At 39.7% G+C, this 23,660-nt stretch carries 23 protein-coding genes and 1 other RNA gene; 21 read left to right on the plus strand and 3 right to left on the minus strand.

What is annotated here, in order from left to right; all coding sequences use genetic code 11:
• Nucleotides 1-43 precede the first annotated feature (43 nt).
• The 7 genes from PBAT_RS19205 (at nucleotide 44) to PBAT_RS19235 (ending at nucleotide 6,722) form a co-directional block, all read left to right on the plus strand.
• Entirely contained in the window at nucleotides 44-523 is a 480-nt protein-coding gene (locus tag PBAT_RS19205) for a YaiI/YqxD family protein (protein ID WP_084403264.1), read from the plus strand.
• Nucleotides 524-568: 45 nt separating this feature from the next.
• Nucleotides 569-2,389: a DNA primase gene (dnaG, locus tag PBAT_RS19210; protein WP_068651937.1), complete on the plus strand. Its 1,821-nt coding sequence runs from the start codon at nucleotides 569-571 to the stop codon at nucleotides 2,387-2,389.
• 46 nt (nucleotides 2,390-2,435) lie between these two features.
• On the plus strand, nucleotides 2,436-3,575 hold the full coding sequence (rpoD, locus tag PBAT_RS19215; RefSeq protein ID WP_068587623.1) for an RNA polymerase sigma factor RpoD: 1,140 nt from the start codon (nucleotides 2,436-2,438) through the stop codon (nucleotides 3,573-3,575).
• A gap of 259 nt (nucleotides 3,576-3,834) precedes the next feature.
• Nucleotides 3,835-4,611, plus strand: a complete 777-nt coding sequence (locus PBAT_RS19220; protein ID WP_068651939.1) for a tRNA (adenine(22)-N(1))-methyltransferase — start codon at nucleotides 3,835-3,837, stop codon at nucleotides 4,609-4,611.
• On the plus strand, nucleotides 4,587-5,702 hold the full coding sequence (locus tag PBAT_RS19225; protein WP_068651941.1) for a Nif3-like dinuclear metal center hexameric protein: 1,116 nt from the start codon (nucleotides 4,587-4,589) through the stop codon (nucleotides 5,700-5,702). The genes PBAT_RS19220 and PBAT_RS19225 overlap by 25 nt, the downstream gene beginning before the upstream one ends.
• A gap of 95 nt (nucleotides 5,703-5,797) precedes the next feature.
• An RNA gene (gene rnpB, locus PBAT_RS19230) (RNase P RNA component class A) lies at nucleotides 5,798-6,210 on the plus strand.
• Nucleotides 6,211-6,413: 203 nt separating this feature from the next.
• Nucleotides 6,414-6,722, plus strand: coding sequence for a hypothetical protein (locus PBAT_RS19235; RefSeq protein WP_068651943.1), 309 nt, complete (start codon nucleotides 6,414-6,416; stop codon nucleotides 6,720-6,722).
• A gap of 99 nt (nucleotides 6,723-6,821) precedes the next feature.
• On the opposite strand, the gene PBAT_RS19240 is transcribed toward PBAT_RS19235, so the two are convergent.
• Nucleotides 6,822-8,711 (minus strand): S8 family peptidase, encoded by a 1,890-nt coding sequence (locus PBAT_RS19240; RefSeq protein WP_068651946.1) that lies wholly within the window; start codon nucleotides 8,709-8,711, stop codon nucleotides 6,822-6,824.
• Nucleotides 8,712-8,940: 229 nt separating this feature from the next.
• Here PBAT_RS19240 and PBAT_RS19245 point away from each other — a divergent pair, with 229 nt between their 5' ends.
• The 6 genes from PBAT_RS19245 to thiI all read left to right on the plus strand — a co-directional run bounded on the left by PBAT_RS19245 (nucleotide 8,941) and on the right by thiI (nucleotide 13,753).
• Nucleotides 8,941-9,450, plus strand: coding sequence for a YpuI family protein (locus PBAT_RS19245; RefSeq protein ID WP_068651948.1), 510 nt, complete (start codon nucleotides 8,941-8,943; stop codon nucleotides 9,448-9,450).
• A gap of 212 nt (nucleotides 9,451-9,662) precedes the next feature.
• Entirely contained in the window at nucleotides 9,663-9,881 is a 219-nt protein-coding gene (locus PBAT_RS19250) for a DUF1540 domain-containing protein (protein WP_068600080.1), read from the plus strand.
• A gap of 56 nt (nucleotides 9,882-9,937) precedes the next feature.
• Complete coding sequence (locus PBAT_RS19255) at nucleotides 9,938-10,357, plus strand: hypothetical protein (RefSeq protein ID WP_246168278.1); 420 nt, start codon at nucleotides 9,938-9,940, stop codon at nucleotides 10,355-10,357.
• A gap of 168 nt (nucleotides 10,358-10,525) precedes the next feature.
• A complete protein-coding gene (locus tag PBAT_RS19260; RefSeq protein ID WP_068652019.1) occupies nucleotides 10,526-11,236 on the plus strand; it encodes a lytic transglycosylase domain-containing protein in 711 nt (236 codons plus the stop codon).
• A gap of 130 nt (nucleotides 11,237-11,366) precedes the next feature.
• A complete protein-coding gene (locus tag PBAT_RS19265; protein WP_068651950.1) occupies nucleotides 11,367-12,527 on the plus strand; it encodes a cysteine desulfurase family protein in 1,161 nt (386 codons plus the stop codon).
• Complete coding sequence (gene thiI / locus PBAT_RS19270) at nucleotides 12,527-13,753, plus strand: tRNA uracil 4-sulfurtransferase ThiI (RefSeq protein WP_068651952.1); 1,227 nt, start codon at nucleotides 12,527-12,529, stop codon at nucleotides 13,751-13,753. The genes PBAT_RS19265 and thiI overlap by 1 nt, the downstream gene beginning before the upstream one ends.
• Before the next feature lie 133 nt (nucleotides 13,754-13,886).
• Here thiI and PBAT_RS19275 read toward each other — a convergent pair whose 3' ends face one another.
• On the minus strand, nucleotides 13,887-14,579 hold the full coding sequence (locus tag PBAT_RS19275; protein ID WP_068651954.1) for a TerC family protein: 693 nt from the start codon (nucleotides 14,577-14,579) through the stop codon (nucleotides 13,887-13,889).
• 126 nt (nucleotides 14,580-14,705) lie between these two features.
• Here PBAT_RS19275 and PBAT_RS19280 point away from each other — a divergent pair, with 126 nt between their 5' ends.
• From PBAT_RS19280 to PBAT_RS19305, 6 genes are all read left to right on the plus strand, one after another.
• Nucleotides 14,706-15,371: a TerC family protein gene (locus PBAT_RS19280; RefSeq protein WP_068651956.1), complete on the plus strand. Its 666-nt coding sequence runs from the start codon at nucleotides 14,706-14,708 to the stop codon at nucleotides 15,369-15,371.
• A 260-nt stretch (nucleotides 15,372-15,631) separates the two neighbouring features.
• Nucleotides 15,632-16,129 (plus strand): hypothetical protein, encoded by a 498-nt coding sequence (locus PBAT_RS19285; protein WP_068651958.1) that lies wholly within the window; start codon nucleotides 15,632-15,634, stop codon nucleotides 16,127-16,129.
• A 176-nt stretch (nucleotides 16,130-16,305) separates the two neighbouring features.
• Nucleotides 16,306-18,144 (plus strand): translational GTPase TypA, encoded by a 1,839-nt coding sequence (gene typA / locus PBAT_RS19290; protein ID WP_068651960.1) that lies wholly within the window; start codon nucleotides 16,306-16,308, stop codon nucleotides 18,142-18,144.
• A gap of 48 nt (nucleotides 18,145-18,192) precedes the next feature.
• Complete coding sequence (locus tag PBAT_RS19295; RefSeq protein WP_068651962.1) at nucleotides 18,193-18,486, plus strand: YlaH-like family protein; 294 nt, start codon at nucleotides 18,193-18,195, stop codon at nucleotides 18,484-18,486.
• A 65-nt stretch (nucleotides 18,487-18,551) separates the two neighbouring features.
• A complete protein-coding gene (locus tag PBAT_RS19300) occupies nucleotides 18,552-19,637 on the plus strand; it encodes an LCP family protein (RefSeq protein ID WP_068651963.1) in 1,086 nt (361 codons plus the stop codon).
• 76 nt (nucleotides 19,638-19,713) lie between these two features.
• A complete protein-coding gene (locus PBAT_RS19305) occupies nucleotides 19,714-20,166 on the plus strand; it encodes a pyridoxamine 5'-phosphate oxidase family protein (RefSeq protein ID WP_068651965.1) in 453 nt (150 codons plus the stop codon).
• 23 nt (nucleotides 20,167-20,189) lie between these two features.
• On the opposite strand, the gene PBAT_RS19310 is transcribed toward PBAT_RS19305, so the two are convergent.
• Nucleotides 20,190-20,717, minus strand: coding sequence for a YhcN/YlaJ family sporulation lipoprotein (locus PBAT_RS19310; RefSeq protein WP_248912441.1), 528 nt, complete (start codon nucleotides 20,715-20,717; stop codon nucleotides 20,190-20,192).
• Nucleotides 20,718-20,867: 150 nt separating this feature from the next.
• Here PBAT_RS19310 and PBAT_RS19315 point away from each other — a divergent pair, with 150 nt between their 5' ends.
• Together PBAT_RS19315 and PBAT_RS19320 are read left to right on the plus strand one after the other, a co-directional pair.
• The gene (locus tag PBAT_RS19315) at nucleotides 20,868-22,199 is read left to right on the plus strand and encodes a PhoH family protein (protein ID WP_068651970.1); all 1,332 of its coding nucleotides are present in this window, start codon (nucleotides 20,868-20,870) and stop codon (nucleotides 22,197-22,199) included.
• Between the two features lie 200 nt (nucleotides 22,200-22,399).
• Nucleotides 22,400-23,644 carry an extracellular solute-binding protein gene (locus PBAT_RS19320; RefSeq protein WP_068651972.1) on the plus strand — a complete coding sequence of 415 codons (1,245 nt, stop codon included), beginning with the start codon at nucleotides 22,400-22,402 and terminating at the stop codon, nucleotides 23,642-23,644.
• Nucleotides 23,645-23,660: the final 16 nt, after the last annotated feature.

A 23,660-nucleotide genomic window follows, 5' to 3' on the forward strand; every position in this document is an offset into this window, starting at 1 on the left:
AAGGCGTATATACTATTTAAGAACTTTATTTTGAGTGGAATAGGTGATATCTCTGACTACAGTTGCAAAGTATCATATTGTTGTCGACGGGGATGCCTGTCCTGTAAAGAATGAAATAGCTGTCACTGCACGTCAATTTTCAGTTCCCGTCCTAATGGTCTCATCTTACGATCATCTGATTCGTGAAGAGGAAGGCGTGACTGCTGTACAAGTTGACCGTAGTGATCAAAGCGCAGACCTTTATATTGCTAACCATATTACACGCGGTGATATCGTAGTCACACAGGATTATGGGCTAGCAGCATTGGCATTAGCCAAAGGTTGTTACGTTATCTCTTTTAGAGGCATGCATTATGGGGATAATGATATTGAATTGATGTTGGATCGTAGGCATCATCAGGCTAAAGCAAGAAGAATGGGCAAGCATTCCAAAGGTCCCAAGCCGATCACAGCAGATGATAAAATATTTTTTCAACACAATTTGACAAAAATTTTGCAAGATTTGCAGGAGAACGTCCATTAATAGCGAATAATATTTACGTGCCATAAAGAGATGAAGGTGGTAAAGATGAGTGCCGGGCAAGGTAATATTCCGGAAAAAGTAATCGATTCCGTGTTAGAGCACAATGATATCGTCGATACGGTAAGTAAGTACGTTCATCTCACCAAGCAAGGAAAGTATATGAAGGGCCTATGTCCGTTTCATTCGGAGAAGACGCCATCATTTACTGTGACACCAGAGAGACAAATTTTCTACTGTTATGGTTGCGGTAAGGGTGGAAACTCGATCAAGTTTATGATGGAAATCGAAGCCTTATCATTTCCCGAAGCTGTGAAAATGATGGCAGAAGAAAGTCATATCGAGATGCCGGAGATACAAGGTGTAGCCGTTGCTTCATCCAATCCAGAGAGAGAAAGACTTCTACAAGCTTATGAATGGACATCTAAATTTTTTCATTATTTACTGAAGAATACGGAACATGGTAAGCCAGCTATGGATTACTTACGTTCAAGAGGATTCAGTGACAAAATGATTGATCAGTTTCAAATTGGTTATGCTCCGGAGTCATGGAATACATTGGTGCAATTCTTGACGAAACGATCTTTCGATTTAGAGGAAATGGAAAAGGGCGGATTATTATCCACTCGAAGTGATGGAACTGGATTTATTGATCGGTTTCGTGACAGAGTTATGTTTCCGATTAGCGATAGGAATGGTAGGGTTATTGCCTTTGGGGGTAGAGTACTTGGAGATGGACAACCGAAATACTTGAACTCACCAGAAAGTAAGCTATTTAACAAAAGCCGGACGTTGTACAACTTGCATCAAGCGAAGAGCTCCATCCGAAAGCTACGACAAATGGTGTTGTTTGAAGGATATGGAGATACGATTTCCGCTTGGGAGGCAGGCGTACACAATGGTGTTGCAACGATGGGAACGTCCTTAACTGAAAGTCATGTTTCAATGATGAAGACCATGGCAGATGAAATATTAATTTGTTTCGATGGGGATCGCGCAGGACAATCGTCAGCTATGAAGAATATACCATTGTTGGAAAGTGCGGGAATTAGAATTAAGATCGCCATACTAAGCGATGGACTCGATCCTGATGATTTTGTACGTAAATATGGTTCGGAACGATTTATGAGTCAAATTATTGATGGTGCCGTTTCAACGACAAAATTTAAACTTATATATCTGAAAAAAAACCATATACTCCTAGAAGAAGATGGGAAAATTTCTTATATGAAGGAGGTTCTTCCGATCATTGCAGCTCTTTCATCCTCGACGGAGAGAGAAGTGTATTTGAGGGAATTATCTTCTGAACATAAGCTATCGTATGAAAGTCTTAAGCAAGATTGCAACCTGATTCGCCAGACGATGCAAAAAAATATGCCGGATGGGGATAATTTTGAGGATGGGTGGAATAATGGTAGGCATAAAAAAGGGCGGATTCCAGCTCCCACTTTACTACCTGCTTATCACACCGCAGAGCGTCGTCTACTGTCTCTGATGCTTCAGGATTCGGAAGTCGCCCAGTATGTGGGCGAGCGCCTCGGAGATGCTTTTAACATTGATGATCATGCAGCTATTGCTGCTTATCTATATGCATATTATGCTCAGGGTAAACACCCAGATATAAGCCGTTTCATGTCATCACTTCATGATGACCGATTGGAGAAGACACTTAGTTCAATCTCAATGATGGATACACCTCGAGATTGGAATGTCGAGGTTCTCGATGATTACATTAGGGAAGTTCATAAGGTACCGCAGCAAGTACATGTAGAACGTAAAAAAGAAGAGATGATGATTGCAGAACGCTCTGGTGATTTTTTACGTGCAGCACAAATAGGTAGTGAGATTATAGCCCTAGAGAGACAATAAATGAACGTTATGGTTTGAGTGTATCTAGGGAGGAGGGAGTCGAAATATGGCGAATGATCAACGTACTGAAATAGAGACAGAGTTGACCCTTGATCAGGTCAAAGATCAACTAGTTGAGCAAGGTAAGAAAAGATCGACGTTAAATATCAAAGACATCATGGAGAAATTGTCCCCGTTCGATCAAGATCCTGAACAAATGGAAGAATTTTATGAACATTTGGCTGATTTGGAGATTGAAGTGGTCAACGAGAATGATGAAGAGGTAAATACTCTTCGGCCTAATGATGACTCCGAGGAAAATAATAGTGGTGACGAGATGAGTTCCTTTAATGACGACTTATCCTTACCACCAGGGATTAAGATTAATGATCCTGTACGTATGTATCTTAAGGAAATTGGACGTGTACAATTATTATCAGCAGATGATGAAATTCAATTAGCCAAACGTATTGAGAATGGTGATGAAGAGGCTAAAAGACGTCTTGCTGAAGCTAATCTACGTCTCGTAGTCAGCATTGCGAAGCGGTATGTTGGACGGGGAATGTTGTTCCTTGATCTGATTCAAGAGGGAAACATGGGTCTAATCAAAGCTGTAGAGAAATTTGATCATGGAAAAGGGTTTAAGTTTAGTACGTATGCTACATGGTGGATACGCCAAGCTATCACCCGTGCGATTGCTGACCAAGCACGAACAATCCGGATTCCAGTTCATATGGTGGAGACCATTAATAAGCTGATTAGGGTATCTCGTCAATTGCTTCAAGAATTAGGGCGTGAACCATCACCTGAGGAAATTGCAGCAGAGATGGAATTAAGTGTTGAAAAAGTTCGGGAGATTATGAAGATCGCTCAAGAACCAGTATCGTTGGAGACACCGATTGGGGAAGAAGATGACTCGCATCTTGGAGATTTCATAGAAGATCAGGAAGCTTTGGCACCTGCTGATGCAGCAGCATATGAGCTTCTCAAAGAGCAGTTGGAAGATGTACTGGATACGCTAACTGAACGGGAAGAAAATGTATTGCGTCTACGTTTCGGTCTTGACGATGGACGTACGAGAACACTTGAAGAGGTTGGTAAAGTGTTCGGAGTAACCCGTGAACGGATTCGCCAGATTGAAGCTAAGGCGCTTCGTAAATTGCGTCATCCAAGCCGTAGTAAAAGGCTTAAGGATTTTCTGGAATAAAGCGTATAATTGGACCTTCTGCAGCTTATTAGCTCAGAGGTCTTTTTTTAATAATAATTGACTCTTTGAAATATGGGAAAGTAAGGAATAGGTTTCTTTCTTTTGGAATTATTTCCTTCATTTGTTGTATTGATTTTTATTTTAGCTCTTTTTCTTAGCTATTGCAAATCATCACTTTAGCTTTTTTATTGAGAAATTGTTGTGGAAATACTTGTAATGGTATTCTATTCACGAAAAAAATGGATTGTGTAGGTGGCTTATGAAATTATCAAAAAGGTTACAATATATCATGGAACAGATTCCCGTTGGAAGTACATTTGCAGATATAGGTTCAGATCATGCTATGTTGCCTGTAGCGGCGATTAAGACGGGAAATGCACTAAGTGCTGTCGCTGGAGAGGTTAATCCTGGTCCTCGGGATGCTGCGGCAAAGCAGGTGGCTACAGCGGGTCTAGGGGGGAAGATCTCTGTAAGGCTCGGTGACGGTCTAAATGTGATTTCTCCTGGTGAAGTCGATGTTATCACCATTGCAGGTATGGGTGGAGGATTAATCTCAACGATATTGGAACAGGGGATAGATAAGCTCCAAGGTGTTAAGAAACTTATATTACAACCGAATGTTGGAGAAGAGCTCGTGCGCCGATGGTTATTAGATAGACATTGGGTGTTAACTTCGGAGCACATCATGGAAGAAGATCGTAAAGTATATGAAATACTAACGGCTGTGCCTGAGAATAGTGGTATGGTAACGTTCTTAAATGAGGATGTTTACAAAGAGTATTATCTCGATAGTAGTAATCATGGACAAGTAAAAATAACGAAAGAAATGTCTGTGCGAATGGGCCCTTGGCTGTTGCAAGAGAGGAATTCGATCTTTACTTCTAAATGGTTGTCTGAGATTGATAAGTTGGAACGAATATTGAAATCTCTTGCGACGTCTACTTTGTCCTCGGCGGAGACTAAATCTGAAGAAATAGCACAAGAAATTCAACAGATTAAGGAGGTGCTATCATGTTCGCCAAAGGACAGACAGTAATTCAATATATGGAACAGTTAGCTCCTAAACATGTAGCCATGCCTGACGATCGTATTGGACTTCAATTGGGTACCTTACAGAAGGATATTCATAATGTGCTGATTGCGTTAGATATTAATGACGAAGTTGTAGAAGAAGCGATACAATTAAAGGTTGATCTCATTATTGCGCATCATGCGATTATTTTTCGTCCATTGAAACAATTGCAGACGGACACGCCTATGGGTAGACTTTACGAGAAGCTAATTAAACACGACATTGCTGTTTACATTAGCCATACCAATCTCGACGTCACAGAAGGTGGTATGAATGATTGGATGGCAGAAGCACTTGGTATCGAGAACGGCTCACCTATTGAAGATCTTCATACAGAGCAATTATCTAAGCTAGTTGTTTTTGTGCCTAAGAGCCATCACCAACAAGTTCTAGACGCGATTCTAGGAGCTGGTGCCGGTTATATAGGTGATTATAGTCACTGTAGCTTTAATATTGAGGGATATGGTACTTTCATGCCCCATGAGGGTAGTCATCCTTTCATTGGTACTGAAGGAAAGCTTGAGAAGGTAGAAGAAATGCGTATTGAGACCATTGTTCCTCAGGGAATCCAGCGGAAAGTGGTACAGGCTATGTTGAAAGCCCACCCCTATGAAGAAGTAGCTTATGATCTGTATGCTATGAACCTTAAAGGGAGAACCTTAGGCCTAGGTCGTGTAGGTAAATTAAATACACCGATGTTACTTGAGGAGTTCGTCCAGGTTGTTAAACAGAATCTAGAGGTTGATCATGTTAGGGTAGTTGGTGACCTGAAACGTCCTATCCGTAAAGCTGCTGTACTTGGGGGTTCAGGAAGTAGATATGTATCACCTTCAATCTTCCGTGGTGCAGATGTGATTGTGACTGGAGATATTGACTATCATACGGCACAGGATGCTTTAATGGCAGGTATTGCTATTATTGATCCAGGTCATAACGCGGAGAAAATAATGAAATCAAAAGTAGCTGAATGGATGAGGGAAAAACTTCTAGCTGCAAAAATTGAGACACAAGTACATGTGTCTAAGGTGAACACAGAAGCATTCCAATTTATGTAATATATCATGTTATCAAATAAAGAATTTGAATCATGGCAAAATTTTATGGGTTGTTTTCTCGCTCGACTCACTGTATAGTATTAAATGTTGTCCCGAAAGTTTGACAGACAATCGCTGGTGATGCTTAAGGCGTCACGAGAGGAAAGTCCGGGCTCCATAGGGCAGGGTGCTGGATAACGTCCAGTCAGCGCGAGTTGAAGGATAGTGCCACAGAAATGGACCGCCGATGGCCGTCACAAGCGGCACAGGCAAGGATGGAACCGAGGTGTAAGAGACCCCGAGGAACGCTGGTGACTTCGTTCCTGGTAAACCCCACTTGGAGCAAGACCTAATGGAACGCAGCTTCTCTGTGCAAGGAGAGCAGCCTTAGCCCGAGGCGCGTTTAGGTTGGTCGCTGGAGCCGTTCAGCAATGTTCGGCCTAGATAGATGATTGTCGTTTGGAGTGGGAGGGTAGTTCCCGTATGAACCACAATAGACACAGAACCCGGCTTACGGCAGACTTTCAGAACTACAACAACTTATGAATGAAATACTTATAATGATAATTGAAATGGTGATGTTTCATCGGTTATTAACCGTTGAAACATCACCATTTTTGTTGTTGCATAAAGCCTATTTCAATGAGGTATGTACTTATGATAGTCATTCGTACAAACCAGAGATAGACGTATGTAATACACTATATCAAAATACGAAAGGAGCTAACGAATATGAGCCATCATTGTGGTTTTGAATGTCCTGCGGTTGATCCGATCGTTTGTGATCCTATTGTCGTTGTACGAGATCATTATTTTACACAAGTAGTGCCTGTAATCCACACGATTCAAGTGGTCAATAGACATCATTGTATTCCTGTTGAGAAACATATTTATAATTGCGTAACAGTAGAGGAAGGCATTGAGGAAAGAGGAGTAGAGAGACTAGGCGTATCCGGAAAAAAAGAAAATAAACGAAATGCGACAGTATCAAAAGTAAAAACAAAAACAAAAGCAAAAGCAAAAATAAAATCAAAAAAATAATGTGAAATATCGTGCTAAATGTACGTGATATCTCATCAAAATAAACCAATCCGTGTTGCGAATGTACACGGATTGGTTTTTTAACAAATACGTATTGAATTATTTGGATGCGTTTCTTTGGATGACTGATTGCATTTGATTCTGTACATGCTGTGGCCAAAATTGAAGTGGAGAAGTTCCGTTTCCTGCAGCTTGAAGTGCTTTGTAAATATCGACTTGACCGTAACCAAAATACTTATCTCTACCCTTATCTCCTAAATCTACAACACTTTCACGCATCAGATTCATGACTTCCTCATTGGTGAGATTTGGATTTCTAGACCTAATAAGACCTGCTAGAGCAGCAACATGAGGCGTAGCCATAGATGTTCCGGAAAGTGCGGCATATTCATTATTTAGATAGGTGCTAGCTATACTTTCACCTGGTGCTACAACATCAACGTAGTCTCCATAGTTCGAGAATGAAGCGCGTTTCATTGTTGAATCAGTGGCAGATACAGAGAACACTTCAGGATAAGCTGCAGGATATCCTGGTCGCTCGGTATTATCGTTACCTGTAGCAGCTACAATCACTATATCTCGGTTATAGGCATATTTGATGGCATCATGCAGGAATTCAGAATCGGCATAATTGCCAAGGCTCATGTTGATGACCTTTGCTCCATGATCAGCCGCCCATATAACCCCCTCTGCGACGGAATAGGTAGTACCTGCGCCAGAACTGTCGAGTGCTTTTACGGGCATGACTTTATTGTACCAACTAATACCTGCAACGCCTTCGTTGTTGTTGACTACTGCCCCTATAATTCCAGCAACATGAGTACCATGGCCCACATCATCTTTGGGTTGAATGGAAGGATCAATGACGTTATATCCCTCGATAAGGTTGTCTTTCAAGTCTGAATGTTGCAAGTCTACGCCTGTGTCAACGACCGCAATGATCACATCTTTGTTTCCCTTAGCTAAATTCCAACCCTTATTCGTCTGAATGGCTGGTAAATTCCATTGGTATTTAGAGAATAGTAGGTCATTTGGGATATTAGGTGTAATGGAAGTGTTTTTTTCATCAGTTAAGTTATCATTGGTTAAATATAAATAGTGAGGTTCAACATAATTGGGTCTATATTTATTCATGAAATAAGTCTTGAGTTGTGAATAGTTCATATTTTTAGCATGAAATACGTAAGCATATCCCATCTTACGAATCCATGTACTTTTTATTTCACTGGAAATGGTCATCAATGTTCGATCTGACATATCTTCGCGGAAGTGTACAACAATTTCGTTCTCATAGTAATGACTTGCCTTCTCATTATCATGACCAGTCTTCACCGTAATGTCTCGAAGTGTATTTGTCTCAACGGACTCGACACGATAATTCCCTTCTTTAGGATAAGGAATGAGTCTTAAATTTCGCTTCTGGTGATTGGACACTTCATTGAGAACCTGTTGGCTTATTAACGCAATAATTCCCTTGTTTCCCTTAAGGGAGGGTTCAGCTACAATAAAGTATTGATTCTCCTTTACCTTGAACGAGGGTGACTCATAGGAGCGATGATTTCGCAATTGATTTGTAGCTAACCTTTGATACGTGTTAAACTGGTTGTTAAGATTCGTGTCCCATGTTAAGTTTTTAGATTGGTACGGTGTAGAATGCTGCTGATTGGAGAAATCAACCCATGTCAGTAATTGAATGTGATGATGAGTCTTTTGTAGTTCTCTGATGTATTGATTTATTTGCTGTTTACTTGATGAATTGAATTGGTTTGCCATGATAGAAACATGCTCTTTCGCATCTGTTCGCGTCAAATGATCAGTGGACGAAATATCATGATTCATTATTGTTTGTTTCATGGTTTCTTCTTGCTTGGGATTAGCGACTGGAGTTCTCGAAGCTTGATTTGAATTGGAATTTGGAATTAATGCAAAGATTGTTATCATTGCAATAGCTACAAATAATCCTGATACCAACCATATTCTACGGGACATTTCAATACCTCCTATTACGTATCTGAGCTTTTCATTATCGTTAGGAAGTAGCGGTGTTTTTATTCGTAGTGTTTGGTTCAACATGATTGAATTAAGTAATATATTTAAGATAGAAAAGTGTACCGCTTCAAAGTAATATATGGTAGGATAATACAAGTGAAATCGATGGTAGAAGGTAGTAAAAACTTTAACTATTGACGTAGGTACAATTAAGGGGGAGCTAACGATTATGTCGGCAGCCAATGTTCAAAAATTGTGTGAATCAACAAGAGAGAAATTAAAAAAAGGTATTGAAAGTACAGAGATATTCTTGAATGAGCATGCATTGCCACAATTGACATCAGAACAAACGGATGAAGATATGGTACTATTTTACAAAGGTTTTTTGTCCGAACTACGCCACTTACTCGTTTTCTCTGAAGTATCTTATGAGAAATTAGGTGTGGTTTTACGTCGTGCAAACTTTGATATCGAATTTGCCGAGAAGGCTCTCTACAATGTATATCATCACTGCGTCAACAATTTCTTTTATCCTAAAAACGAAAGTTATGCTGAAGACGGCCGTTATGCTTATACAGGACAAGATGCAATTCGTTTCCGTATCAAGCCAATTCAAGAAGCACGGGATATCATTCTAGATATCACTAAGGTGTATGAAGAGTTAAGAGATGATCTTACGTATTATGAAAGTGACTATTTAACAGAGCGTCGGATGCAAAATCAACGCAGTCATGCATAGTCCAAACCCAAATACAATGAATTATTAAATAATGATTATTACATAATGGCTGAGTTGCCCTATCTGGGGCGGCTCAGCCATTTTAATGTGTATAGACTTAGACTGAATCATGTTAAGGAATGGGTTATTCTTTGCATTATGCCATCAACTTACAGCAACATATTCGCATATCAGCACACAGTGTCGGAGACAATGGAGAAGAGGTGATCTTAATGATAAATGAGCCCAAAACATTAGTTAAGTGTAGCGTAAGCAATTGTCACTTTTGGGGAGAAGCTAATCTTTGTCAAGCTGAGAAAATTGTTATTGAAATTGATGCTCATGCAGGTCGGAATTTGAATGAAGAATTTGGAGAAGAGCATTTTAATAATCATCAGGATAATGCTCGAACGTCATCTTCGACTTGTTGTTTAACATTTAAACCAAAGTGAGAAGACTTATGTAATGGTATTTAATCGACATTTAATCGATCTTGGAGGTGTTGTCATTGGGTAAAAATAAACATGGTAATCATGGTCATTCTGAGAATGAAAGTATTCGAAAAGAAAAAATACTTCATGCCAAACGTGTTGATTATCCACGTCTAGAGAACGATCATAAAGAAGAATATGCAGAGGAATATGCAGCAGAAGTCGCTCCGGGTCCTTCTCGTATATATGATGAAAACCGAGGTGAAGACGTAGATGCGGATATTATGGAGTCAAGAACAGGGCAAATGGCTGGATACGTAGGTCTGGCATTTGGTGTTGTATCTTTGTTCATGTGGTCTATCGTTCTCGGTCCAGTTGCAGCGATCATTGGATATTATGCTTTTTCACAAGGGAACAAAGCAACTGGGGGCTGGTCAATGGCTCTCGGAATATTAGCTACGATCAGTTATTTTGTGCTGATGCCTTTTGTAAGATAAATAAGACTTGGTTCTTCGAATACAGATATCAAAAGTGGACTTTCTAAAACCTCACGTGAGGTTTTAGGCGTTCGCTTTTTTTAATGATATTAAAGAGAAGGTAGCGTATGTCCCATTCCCATGATAAAATGGAAAAAGCACATTATGATGGAAGTTGGGATAATGATCATGCAGATGGACTCGGTAACGACTAAACAACCTATAAATCTACAAGAAAATGCTACGATACAGGATAAAAATGATCTTATACAGAGCATACTTAATACAAATACAGGTGGATCTGATTTTGACATATTGTTGAAACAGATAATGACGACGTCTGAAGTGCCAGTGACCGATAGTGTTGTACCTCTAAATTCCGGTGTTTCATGGAGTGAGGGTCTGTTGTGGCAGCAACTTGGAGCTGTGCAGGTAGATAACACAATCAATGTTGAAACGAAGAATCATGCTGCGGAATCATTACCTACAACCTATAATGATCTGATTCAACAAGCTAGCCGTAAATATGGTATTTCTGAATCATTAATCAAAGCCGTTATTGATACAGAATCGTCCTTTAATCCACAAGTAGTATCATCCGCTGGAGCGAAAGGATTAATGCAACTAATGGATGGAACAGCTCAAGGGTTGGGAGTTAGCGATTCATTTGATCCAGCTCAGAATATCGATGCAGGTACAAGATACCTTTCATATCAATTAAAGCGCTTTGATGGACAAGAAAATATGGCACTTGCCGCATATAATGCTGGACCGGGAAGAGTACAGCGACTTGGTATATCAACAGATGCCGAACTTATGAATCACTTGAGCTCACTCCCAGAGGAGACGAGAAAATATATAACTAAGGTGCAGAACGCTCGTTCCAAATACGAAATATAAAGAGACAACTACATAGTCATACAAGGGATCACACGGGGGAGGCACCAGGGTGAAAGAGCAGTAAGAAGCACTTACGCCCTCTCCGACGTTTGATCTTTTTGCGTTGTCGAAAAAGAAAGGTGGAACATAAATGATCTATTGGGATCATGCTGCAAGTACGCCACCGTATGAAGATATCATACGCACATTAACTGAGGTCATGGATAAGCATTATGGAAATCCATCTTCAATCCACCAATTAGGTGGGGATGCTGTCAAACTGATTAAGCGATCCCGTGAAGTTTGCGCGAATGCATTGTATGTTAAACCTACAGAAATCATATTCACATCAGGAGCGACAGAAGCTAATAATTTGGCGATTAAGGGTGCGGCACTCCAATATATGAGTCGTGGAAAGCATTTGATTACGACGATGGTTGAGCATGCTTCGGTATATGAGAGTTTTCTTCAACTACAACAGTGGGGGTTCGAGGTTACGTTTCTTCCTGTTGATTCACATGGTTGTGTTAGATTGGAATCCATTACCGCAGCCATAAGAAAAGACACGATATTAGTTAGTATTATGCATGTTAACAATGAGATGGGGGCTATACAACCCATAGATGTTATCGGACAGGAAATTAAGCGTTGCAATGCACTGACGTTATTCCATGTCGATGGTGTTCAAGGTTTTGGGAAGGTTCCTGTGGATTTAAAAACTTGGGGAGTGGATCTTTACACGCTCTCTGCTCATAAATTCCGTGGTCCTAAGGGGACAGGGCTACTGTATGTTCGAGAAGGATTGAAATTAATGCCTCTTCTTACGGGGGGATCTCAGGAATTTGGACTCCGTGCAGGGACTGAAAATACACCACATCTTGTAGCTATGGCTAAGGCGATGAGGATGGCCAGCGAAGGGCAACCTAACTTTACGAAAAAAGTATCTATTCAACGCAACAGAATTCTTGGATTTATTAGAAATATTGAAGGTTTACATCTTCATAGTAACGAGTTCGGTGCACCCCATATTGTGCAGTTCTCATTTCCAGGGATGAAATCAGAAGTATTGATGCATACGCTGGAGCTGCAGGGGATGTTAGTCTCTACTAGATCAGCTTGTTCTTCTAAACAAACTGCGCCAAGCCGAGTGTTATTGTCCATGGGACTTAGCCATCAAGAAGCATCAAGTGGGATTCGTATTAGTCTTGGAGACAGTCATACGGAAGAAGAGATAAGTCAATTGGAGCATGCACTGCGTGCTGCAGTTGAGCAGTTACATCCATTATTAGAACAAGGAAGGAATGATAGATAATGATCTATGATATGTTACTACTGCGTTTTGGAGAATTCATATTAAAGGGTAAAAATCGTAGAAGATTTGAGAATTCAGTATTTCTTCACGTTAAATCAGTTCTTGAACCTTTTCCTAAAGTAGAGTTAAGGAATGAGTTCGGCAGAATATATGTGTATCTCAATGGTGAGACTGCAGCAGAACCAATTCAGGTATTAAAAAAGGTATTTGGTATTGCCTCTATAAGTCCAGTTATTGTGTGTAAGTCCGAATTAGAAGATATATTAGAAACAAGTTATCGTTATTTGGATGAAATGAATATACAAGAAAGCACTACTTTTAAAGTAAGCGCAAGACGTGTATGGAAGAAATTCACACACTCCTCACATGAAATGAATCACCAAGTAGGATCACATTTGTTAAAGAATTTTGAAATGTTAGATGTGAGTATGAAGCGACCAGCACTAGATCTAAGAGTAGAGATTAGAGAAACAGAAACTTATATTTTTTATGAAGTGATTTCAGCTGTTGGAGGATTCCCACGAGGAAGTAATGGTAAAGCGATGTTACTGCTATCAGGAGGTATTGATAGTCCAGTTGCGGCATGGTCCTCTATGCGAAGAGGACTTACAACGGAATGTGTTCATTTCTATAGTTATCCGTTTACCAGTCAACTGGCTAAGGAAAAGGTCATTGATCTTGCAAAAGTGTTATCTGGTTATGCAGGGGAGATAAAGCTTCACTTAGTTCCTTTTACAGAAGTACAAACTTCGTTTACAGGTCAGGGTCAGGACAAATTAATCATTACGTTAATGCGTAGATCAATGCTCCGCATTGCTACATTGCTGGCTGAGCGTGAAGGTGCATTAGCAATTGTAACCGGAGATAGTCTTGGGCAAGTGGCTAGTCAGACCTTATCAAGTATGAATGCTATTGGCCGTGCAACGGAGTTACCACTGTTAAGACCTTTGATTATGATGGACAAGAATGAAATCATTTCGATCGCGAAGGATATCGGAACATATGATCTTTCGATTCAACCGTATGAAGATTGTTGCACGCTCTTTGTTCCAGATTCACCTGCGACCAAACCCAACTTACGTATCGTGGAAAGTATTGAGCGTTCGATCACCAATCTTAATGACATGATCTTGGACGCTGTGGAGCGCACCGAGACGATGGTACTAACACCTAATGAAGATGGAAGTACAAAAGTGGATAGTCCCGTAGAAGAAGATTGGTTCTAGAGGATTTTGATGTGAATAGTTAAAAAAAAGTAGATCAAGGTTATCAACCTTGGTCTACTTTTTGGTTTTTGGAAAAGTATTCGCGTAAAAAAAGTGAATTGTCCTGAATAAGAATTAGTATTTGCCTGTAAGCCTAAACATTTGATGCTGTCATCTTATTACGTCTATTTGATCTAATCTTTATGAATCCTGCAACGAGGATGCCAGTGGTGACGATAAGGATGAAGACAATACGAAGTGCAGGGTAATGTTCGAAAAATGGTTGTAATTTCTTCTCTTCGGTCATCATATTGGATGCTGTATATCCGAGTACGATGGACCCTACATAAATAATCCATGGGAAACGTGAGATTAATTTAATAAATAGAGTACTTCCCCAGACCACGATCGGAACACTGATTAATAAACCGATGATAACTAAAATAAGATTATGATTAGCCGCTCCAGCGACAGCAATAACATTATCTATGCCCATCGCAGCATCAGCAATAATGATGGTTCTAACGGCGGTCCACAATGACTGACCTGCTTTGACATCGGTGTGGTCATCGTCATCAGTCATCAACTTGTACGCAATCCACACGAGCAGAATACCTCCAATTAACAGTAACCAGGGAATATTAAGTAGCCACAATACGACGATTGTAGCGAAAATTCTGAGTACGACCGCGCCGGCCGTGCCATAAATAATAGCTTTTTTCTGAGTAGCGGGTTGCAAATTCCTTGCAGCTAAACCTATGACGATAGCGTTATCTCCTGCGAGGATGAGATCGAGAAATATGATGTTCATTAGTGAAGCGAGAAATCCGAGTACTGTTGTGTCCATTGTTGTGCCACTCCTTTATATGATGTACGCATCCGATAATAAATCGAAAGTCATCTAGAAAAAATATGTTATCTATAGCATAGCCCCTCTTTTTTATACATACAAGTAAGAATGGGGGGTTGTACCATGGAGAATGTGTGGTTACTTTTAGAAATCCTTGTAATTAATTTAGTGTTGAGTGGCGATAATGCTGTCGTTATTGCTTTAGCAAGCAAAGATCTACCTCCAGAACAGCGTAAGAAAACGGTATGGTGGGGAGCTCTAGGTGCGGTTGTTCTTAGAGTTCTTCTAACTTTCGTTGCAGTGCTGATGTTAAAAATCCCATATCTCCAAGCCATCGGGGGGTTGATGCTATTATGGATTGCCTTCCAATTGTTATTGGAAGAGAAGAAAGAGATCAAGTTAGGCGAAACACCAACGATTTCAAAAGCTGTTCGTACTATCCTTGCAGCAGACTTCATTATGAGTCTTGATAATGTATTAGCGATTGCAGGTGTAGCTAACGGGGATCTAGCCTTAATTGTTATTGGGACTGCTTTCAGTATTCCCATTGTGATCTACGGTAGTAATATTATTGTGAATTGGTTACAGCGTTATCCCATCCTTATTTATTTGGGAGCAGGAATATTAGGATATACGGGTGGGGAAATGATGCTTCAGGATTCTAGTTTTGGTAATTACATATCGACTTTTTTACCCGTAGGGCATTCGTGGGTACCTCTTTTGCTTGCTACGCTTGTGATTGTAGGAGGGGGATTTAAGAAAATGGTGAATCATAAGCTACAGTCTTAAAAAGCACTCGTGAAGAATAAAGAAGACTATGACTAACGAATACTTTCTCGGCTCAACTAAATATAAAGCAATGTAAGTTTAATGCGAGACATATTCAATATTTCTCGTATAAAAAGAAACGGATATCATCCCACAAAAGATGATATCCGTTTCTTTATCTGTTAATATGGTTTTTTTTCCATAATTCAGATACAATAATGATGAAAAAAGGAATCGATGTTTTCTGACCTGATGGCATTTTGAAGAAAAGAGGGTGTGAGATGTCTTTCAAAAGAGATGTGAAGTTAGGACTGTTAATTCTCATTGCGGGTATTGTCATTTTGTTGGGGAAACTTGGTGTATTTGGTTTTCTTGGTCGTTCCCTCTGGCCACTGGCCATATTAATTCCAGGTCTTCTTTTGCAAGCTCTATATTTCAATCGTCGTGGTCAGTCAACCCTTCTTATTCCGGGTGGAACTTTAACGGTGTGGGGAATACTCTTTGGCATATGTAATATATGGGGCTGGGGTTTGATGTCTCATTTATGGCCTGCATTGATCCTTGGAGTAGCTGTAGGACTATATGAGTACTATGTATTTGAGAAACCACGATCAAGTATCGCTTTATGGGTGTCGAGTATTCTTGGATTGTTTTCACTTGCCTTCATTCTTTTGAGTCTGATGAAAACCGGCGTTTTCTATCTTTTAGCGGTTATCCTTATCGCTTTCGGACTCTGGCTGATGTTGAGAAGAAAGTCTTCAACGAAAAGTAAATGGTAATTATTTAACTGTATAAACTTGAATCATTTTCTAGAAAAAAACTTGATTATTTCAGAAAAATCATTATAATATAAAAGATATGTTGAAGCGTCGGCATTATCGCCTGGCGCTTCTTTTGTGAGACACGTTGTATAATGAATTAGAGACCTAAGAATGAAGGGATATGGATATAAACCATGCAATCAAGAGATCAGATTCGCAATATTGCGATTATAGCCCACGTTGACCACGGTAAAACGACACTAGTCGACCAATTACTACAGCAATCGGGGATTTTCCGTGAGAACGAACAAGTGCAAGAACGTGCAATGGATTCCAATGATTTGGAACGTGAACGCGGGATTACCATATTAGCTAAAAATACGGCAATTACGTATAAAGATTTCACAATTAACATTATGGATACACCTGGTCACGCCGACTTTGGTGGAGAAGTAGAACGTATTATGAAAATGGTTGATGGCGTATTGTTGGTAGTTGATGCATACGAAGGTTGTATGCCACAGACTAAATTCGTATTGCGTAAAGCACTCGAATCCAATGTAACTCCAATCGTTGTTGTCAATAAAATTGACCGTCCAGCAGCTCGTCCAGAGGAAGTTATTGATGAAGTATTGGACTTGTTTATTGAACTTGGAGCATCCGATGAGCAGTTGAATTTCCCAGTAGTATATGCGTCTGCATTGAACGGTACTTCAAGTATGGTTGCTGAGAAACAAGACGAAACAATGCTTGCTTTGTATGAAACGATTCTTGAACATATTCCAGCACCAACTGAGAAAATGGATGAGCCTCTTCAATTCTTAGTAACGTTGATGGATTATAATGAATATATGGGTCGTATTGCGATCGGTCGTATCAATCGCGGTATTATCAAACAAGGACAATCCGTAACAGTTATTATGCGTGATGGAACAAGTAAAACTGCTCGCATTGAGAAATTGTTTGGATTCCAAGGATTGAAACGTATTGAGATTGAAGAAGCAGGAGCAGGAGATATTGTTGCGATTGCCGGTATTAAAGATATTAACATCGGAGAAACAATTGCAGATCCAAATAATCCAGAAGCATTGCCTGTTCTAAAAATTGATGAGCCTACACTACAAATGACTTTTGTTGTAAACAACAGTCCTTTTGCTGGTCGTGAAGGTAAATGGGTTACTTCCCGTAAATTACGTGAACGTCTATATAAAGAATTAGAAACAGATGTTAGTTTAAGAGTAGATGATACTGAAACACCGGAAGCATTTATCGTTTCAGGTCGTGGTGAACTTCACCTTACGATTCTAATCGAGAACATGCGTCGTGAAGGATTTGAATTGCAGGTTTCTAAACCTTCCGTTATCGTAAGAGAAATTGACGGGAAGAAGAGCGAGCCGATTGAACGTCTAATGATTGATGTTCCTGAAGAGAGCATGGGAGCTGTTATGGAGAGTCTTGGCCAACGTAAAGCAGAAATGGCTAATATGATCAATACAGGTTCAGGTAATGTGCGTTTGGAATTCCTAATTCCAGCTCGTGGACTTATCGGATACCGTACTCAATTCCTTACACTAACTCGTGGATATGGTGTCATGAACCATGCTTTTGATAGCTATGGTCCTCTTGTATCTGGTCAAGTTGGTGGACGTAGTAAAGGTGTATTGGTTTCTAGTGAGAACGGAAGCTCCACATTATATGCTATGATTGGTATTGAAGATCGTGGTACGCTATTCGTGGAACCAGGTACTGAAATTTATGAAGGTATGATCGTTGGTGAGCACACACGTGATAGTGATATCGTCGTTAACGTATGTAAAGAAAAAGCTGTGAATAACATTCGTTCTGCGAATAAAGAAGATACGGTGAAAATGAAAACACCAATTATCTTCTCTATGGAACAAGCTTTGGAATACTTGAATGACGATGAATTATGTGAGATCACTCCTAAATCAATTCGTATGCGCAAGAAGATCTTGAATAAGAGTGAACGTGAACGCGCTGATAAAAACCGTAAAATGGCAAATTCAAATTAATATTAATATTTAAGTTAAGTGCCCCATTATGAAGGGAGTGAAACTTACATGCAGGTATGGTTTGCAGAACATCCTCTTGTTGCTTATATTGTCATCTTTGTACTAATCACCTATGTTTACAACAAGGTATTTCGTGTCCATCAGAAGTTACCGTTGTTGAAGGAGATTATATTGTACATGTTGATGGCAATGGGTTCCGGTATGCTTCTCATTTTCCAACATGATAAGTTACCGATCATTCAATGTCTGTTAGTGGCCGTTGGATTGATGCTCCTGGTACGTATTCGCTATTTCGTAGAGGGTAGGCAGAAGAAGAAGAATGCTGATACCTCTATGAAATAAGTGTGAATATTACCCCTTAATGGGGTAATTTTTTTTAACTAATAATAATGAAAAAGGTGTTCAACATGAGTCCCAGTAATACTCACCTTCCTCCCAGAAATCGTGGTGGAGCAATCCCAAAACCAAGATTACCCAAGAAGAAAAAGAAGAAGAAAAGTGCCTTTAAATCTTTTTTGAAATTACTATTAATTGTCATTATTTTAGTTTTTTTAGCTGTTGCTGGATATTTAGGTTGGGTTGTTACCAAAGTAGATAATACGATTCTTGATACGGGTGTTGACACGCCGGTAGCACCTGAAGCCTCTGCCAAAATCAAACCGATTACGATGCTGCTTCTAGGAACTGATTATCGTCCGAAGACAGGAACTCATCTGACAGATGTTATGATGGTGGCAACTTTTAATCCTGATACAAAATCGGCTACGGTCGTCTCGATTCCAAGGGATACAAGAATTGATTTGGACGGATATAAGGTGAGGAAAGCTAACGCTTATTATCCTACTTTTCTGGAAGCTGAGAAAAAGTCTGGTATTACTGCACAGGATGAAATGAAGCAGATGTTTACTAAGTATTTGGGTTTACCGATTGATTACGTTACGGTTATTAATTTCCAAGGATTCAGTGATATTGTTGATGCACTGGGTGGTGTTGACGTTAATATAAGTATGGATATGTGTTATAAGGATAAAGCAGATGGGACAGATATTGATCTTAAGAAGGGTCCTGCTGAACTGAATGGTGAGGATGCACTAGGTTATGTCCGGTATCGACATTCTGGTCCTGGGTGTAAACCTAGGACGAAGGAATCTGACGATTTCAGTCGAAATCAGCGTCAAAGCGAAGTGCTTCACTCATTAATTGATCAGATGCAAACCTTCAGTGGTGCGACCAAGATTGGTAGTGTACTTGATGCAGTCAAAGATAACATGGAGACGGATCTCGAGAAGGCCCAACTCAAGAACATCATAGCTACCTATTGGAATATATCTAAATCTAATGTGAAATTTGTTCCTGTTACTGGAGAATGGAAGAGCCCATTCGTATATATTAACGATGACGAATTGGATAACGCTAAACAAGCATTAATGAATGAATTTGCAGGTAAGTCTGCAGAAACATTGGATCAGAGCACAAATGATACAAATCCGTAAATTTGAATGCAATTTTTATCCTGTGGTATAATACAATAGAATATAATGAATTGAAGCGTATAGGAGGTCTGGTTCTATGTCCGGAACCGTCACACAAATGACAGAGACTTTATTAACGCAATTGAAGTCTGAAACATTTGTTTTGCTGAGCACCGTCGATGCAGAGACTGGAGGACCTACGTCCAGTGCTATTTCATGGGTTTATGCATTGAACGCCTCCACATTACGGATTGCGATTGATCATCGCTCTCGGTTAGTTGAGAACATCAAGAGTAATCCCTTGGTGACTATCACTGTGTTTGGGGAAGGGACGGTACATGCTATGAATGGTAGAGCAGCAATAGCATTAGATCCGTTACCTAACATTCCCTTTAAATTGTGCTGTTTCGACATCAGTATAGAAGCCGTGCGAAATGCATTGTTTTATGGTGCACAGCTCTCTTCTGCCCCTCAATATATTAAAACCTATGACCAGCGTGCTTCAGAGAAGCTGGACGGACAAGTATTTTCTGCCATGCAAAAAGCCTAGTGAGCTATCACTAGGCTTTTTTATTATTTTTGATTATGTGAAGAAGGATGGGAATTTTTTATAGATTTAGTTGATTTAGTAGTGGGCGTATTTTGTTGATTTTTGACATCCTCAGGTAATTGAGGGACAATTCTTCCCATAATATCTGCGAGTTCTGAAGTGAATCCAGAAACGGGATGTCCTTGTCGAATGTGATTACCAATTTCGGCGATTCGATTAGACAAATCCATATCAGCGGTCACTAACGATTTCAATCCACGAGGATCATGTGAAAGTGCTTCAGCCACCGAATATTTAATTGTTCCTACACGCGAGCGAGTTAAATTACCCTCTACGTCGATGCCAACAACAGCGGTGTTACCTATTACAACACAATGAGCTTTTTTAACACCTGGCACTCTTTCTGCTAAAGCCTCCAAATGACTTTTGACGGATTGGTCTTTTACACCCGTATCTGCATTAGATTTAATAGACAGCGTGTTCGTGTTTTGATTCTGAGGAGAGGGTGATGCATTCTTATTAGCAGTACCACAACTTGTCAATAGAGACATGGTTAACAGAAAGCATAGACATAATCGCATATGTCATCCGTCCTTTCACGAAAAATAGTCATTGCTGAATCATTAATACGTAATACCCTTATCATGTCCTGGACGGACAAAATTATGTATCCATTATAAATGCGCTTTGGAGGGGTTACGATGAAGAAGATTTACGTATTAGATACTAATGTGCTGCTACACGATCCCAATTCAATCTTTACCTTCGATGAACATCAAGTGATCATTCCGGCTGTTGTTCTAGAAGAGATTGATTCCAAAAAGCGTAATGCAGATGAAATTGGACGTAACGCCCGTACCGTATCGAGGCTACTCGATGGACTTAGAGAGCATGGGCACTTGCATAGTGGTGTGAATTTGCAGAATGGTGGGAGTCTAAAGGTAGAACTGAATCATCGTAGTTTTCTTAAAGTTCAGGAGATGTTTGGTGAAATAAACAATGATAATCGAATTCTGGCCGTTGCACTGAACTACCAATTGGAAGAAGAGGAAACAGCGGAACCATCCTCTGTGGTGATTGTTAGTAAAGATGTATTAGTTAGGATCAAAGCAGATGTGTTGGGACTAATAGCAGAGGATTATCTCACGGATCGAACAGCAAGTGTAAGTGATCTATATACCGGTTATTTAAACATCAAAGTCCACCCATCGATCATTGATGAATTTTATAGCTACCGCTTCCTACCTATTAACACGCTTCAGTTAACTTATCCCCTATATTCTCATGAATTCGTGATTCTAAAAGATGAAATGGGTAGTGGGAAATCAGCGCTTCTTAAAGTGAATGCAGAGTGCACTCGGCTGGAACCGCTCTATTTGAGTAATGAGCCAGTATGGGGACTGAGTGCACGTAATGCTCAGCAACGAATGGCGTTAGAATTACTACTCAATGATGACATACCATTAGTGACTATTACGGGAAAGGCTGGTACCGGTAAGACGTTAGTTGCTTTAGCTGCCGGTCTTTCTAAAGTGGAGGATGAACATAAATATAAAAAGCTACTCATTGCTCGCCCGGTGGTTCCAATGGGAAAAGATATTGGATACCTTCCAGGGGAGAAAGAGGAGAAGTTAAGACCATGGATGCAGCCGATTTATGATAATTTAGAATTTTTATTTGAAACAAAACGATCAGGTGATATTGACAAAATATTAATGGGTCTAGGTAGTATTCAAGTGGAGGCACTAACGTATATTAGAGGTCGATCCATACCTGCCCAATTTATTATTATAGATGAAGCGCAGAACCTATCTAGACATGAGGTTAAGACCATTGTTTCTCGAGCTGGGGAAGGAAGCAAGGTTATATTAATGGGTGACCCTGAACAGATCGATCATCCTTATCTAGATGCCACAAGCAACGGATTAAGCTATCTTGTGGAACGGTTCAAAGAAGAGAAGATCAGCGGTCACATTACGTTAGAAAAGGGAGAACGTTCTAAATTAGCTCAACTCGCAGCGGATTTATTATAGCTTGTATTTCCCGAGAAATAAGCTAGTGAATATTTTCATATGAATAATCTAAATGGGACTATCCCTCAAGGGTCTGTGTATGACCTAAGGGACTAGTTCCATTTGCGTTTTTTAGTAAAAATATAAAATAAAGGTAGGACAAAGTCACTATATATTTGCTAAAATAAGGGTATGTGGTTGTGAAGGGGGAGATGGAGGCAATGAAACGGAAGAATTACTGGATACTATTTGCAATTCTACTGCTATCTCTAACGAGTTTGTCTCCAAGTATTGATTTCACACAGAGAAATTCAAAGAATAATAACAATAATACAACTAGCCCTGAATCCTTTGAATTACAAAATAAAGAATCTAGTAATGAACCTATTACAATATCAGTACAATTGAGTATAGATGACTTTAATAAGCTTGATATCATGAATAAACGTTTTGTTAAAGAAACAGGGATTCAAGCACAACTCACCAATATTTCTGAAAATAATGCGTATGATGAAGTTTCTCAATCCTTGGCAATAAGAGAAAGTCCAGATGTACTATTAATGGAGAGTGAATGGGTTAAGACCTTTGCTGCTAAGGGCTATTTACTACCTGTTGAATCTTACCGTAAGAGCACACCTGATAGTAATGTATTACGTTCATTACTTGCTTTAGTCGAGTGGAATGGTTACCAATGGGCCACACCGTTTGATATGGATCCTTATGTATTAGTATGGCAGTCAAAGATGTTAATGGATAAGGGGATTAGGCTATCTCCAAGTACGAATGAAGAATGGATTAAGTTGTTGGATATACAAATGCAAAGGAAGGGGAAACCTCTGCTTGGTATTGAATCAGAGCAGCCGTATGCACTAGCTGCGTTAATCGGTGGTATGGGAGGAGATATTTTGCAACCGGAAGATCAATCTTTAGCATGGATTGAAATGGCGCTTCCCTATATGTATCGTGTGAGTACTAACGATAAACAGCAAGCATTGCAATCCTTCATGGATGGTGAAATGCTAATGTATCTTGCCCCGTACTCAGCATCAAAGACATGGAATGATGGATTAGGAATTGATTTCCCTGAACACTTCTATGCTAAATCACCATCTTTTTTACGAAGTCGTTCATTTGGGGTATCTTCACAGTCTTCATTGACAGAACAGGCCTCTGAATGGATTGCTTTTATGACAGCCTATTCCATTCAACAGGAATGGTTCAGCGAAACAAATCGATTGCCCTCTTTGAGTGCAATTTACGAGAACCCTATAACGGATTCTTTTGATATACCATTCAGGGTAGATGTATTACGTGAGCTAAATAGCGGGGAAAATAATTCTAAGCAATTAACAAACAATGAATTAAAAGAACTAGCCATTCATGTAAATCAATTGCTTACAGGTGTACTTAAGGTTAGCCAATTTAAAGAGGAAATGTTAGATGAGAAATCAAAGGTAATAAAGTAGATAAGGACTAATCTTT

This window comes from Paenibacillus antarcticus, from assembly GCF_001637225.1.
Classification (GTDB): domain Bacteria; phylum Bacillota; class Bacilli; order Paenibacillales; family Paenibacillaceae; genus Paenibacillus_AQ; species Paenibacillus_AQ antarcticus.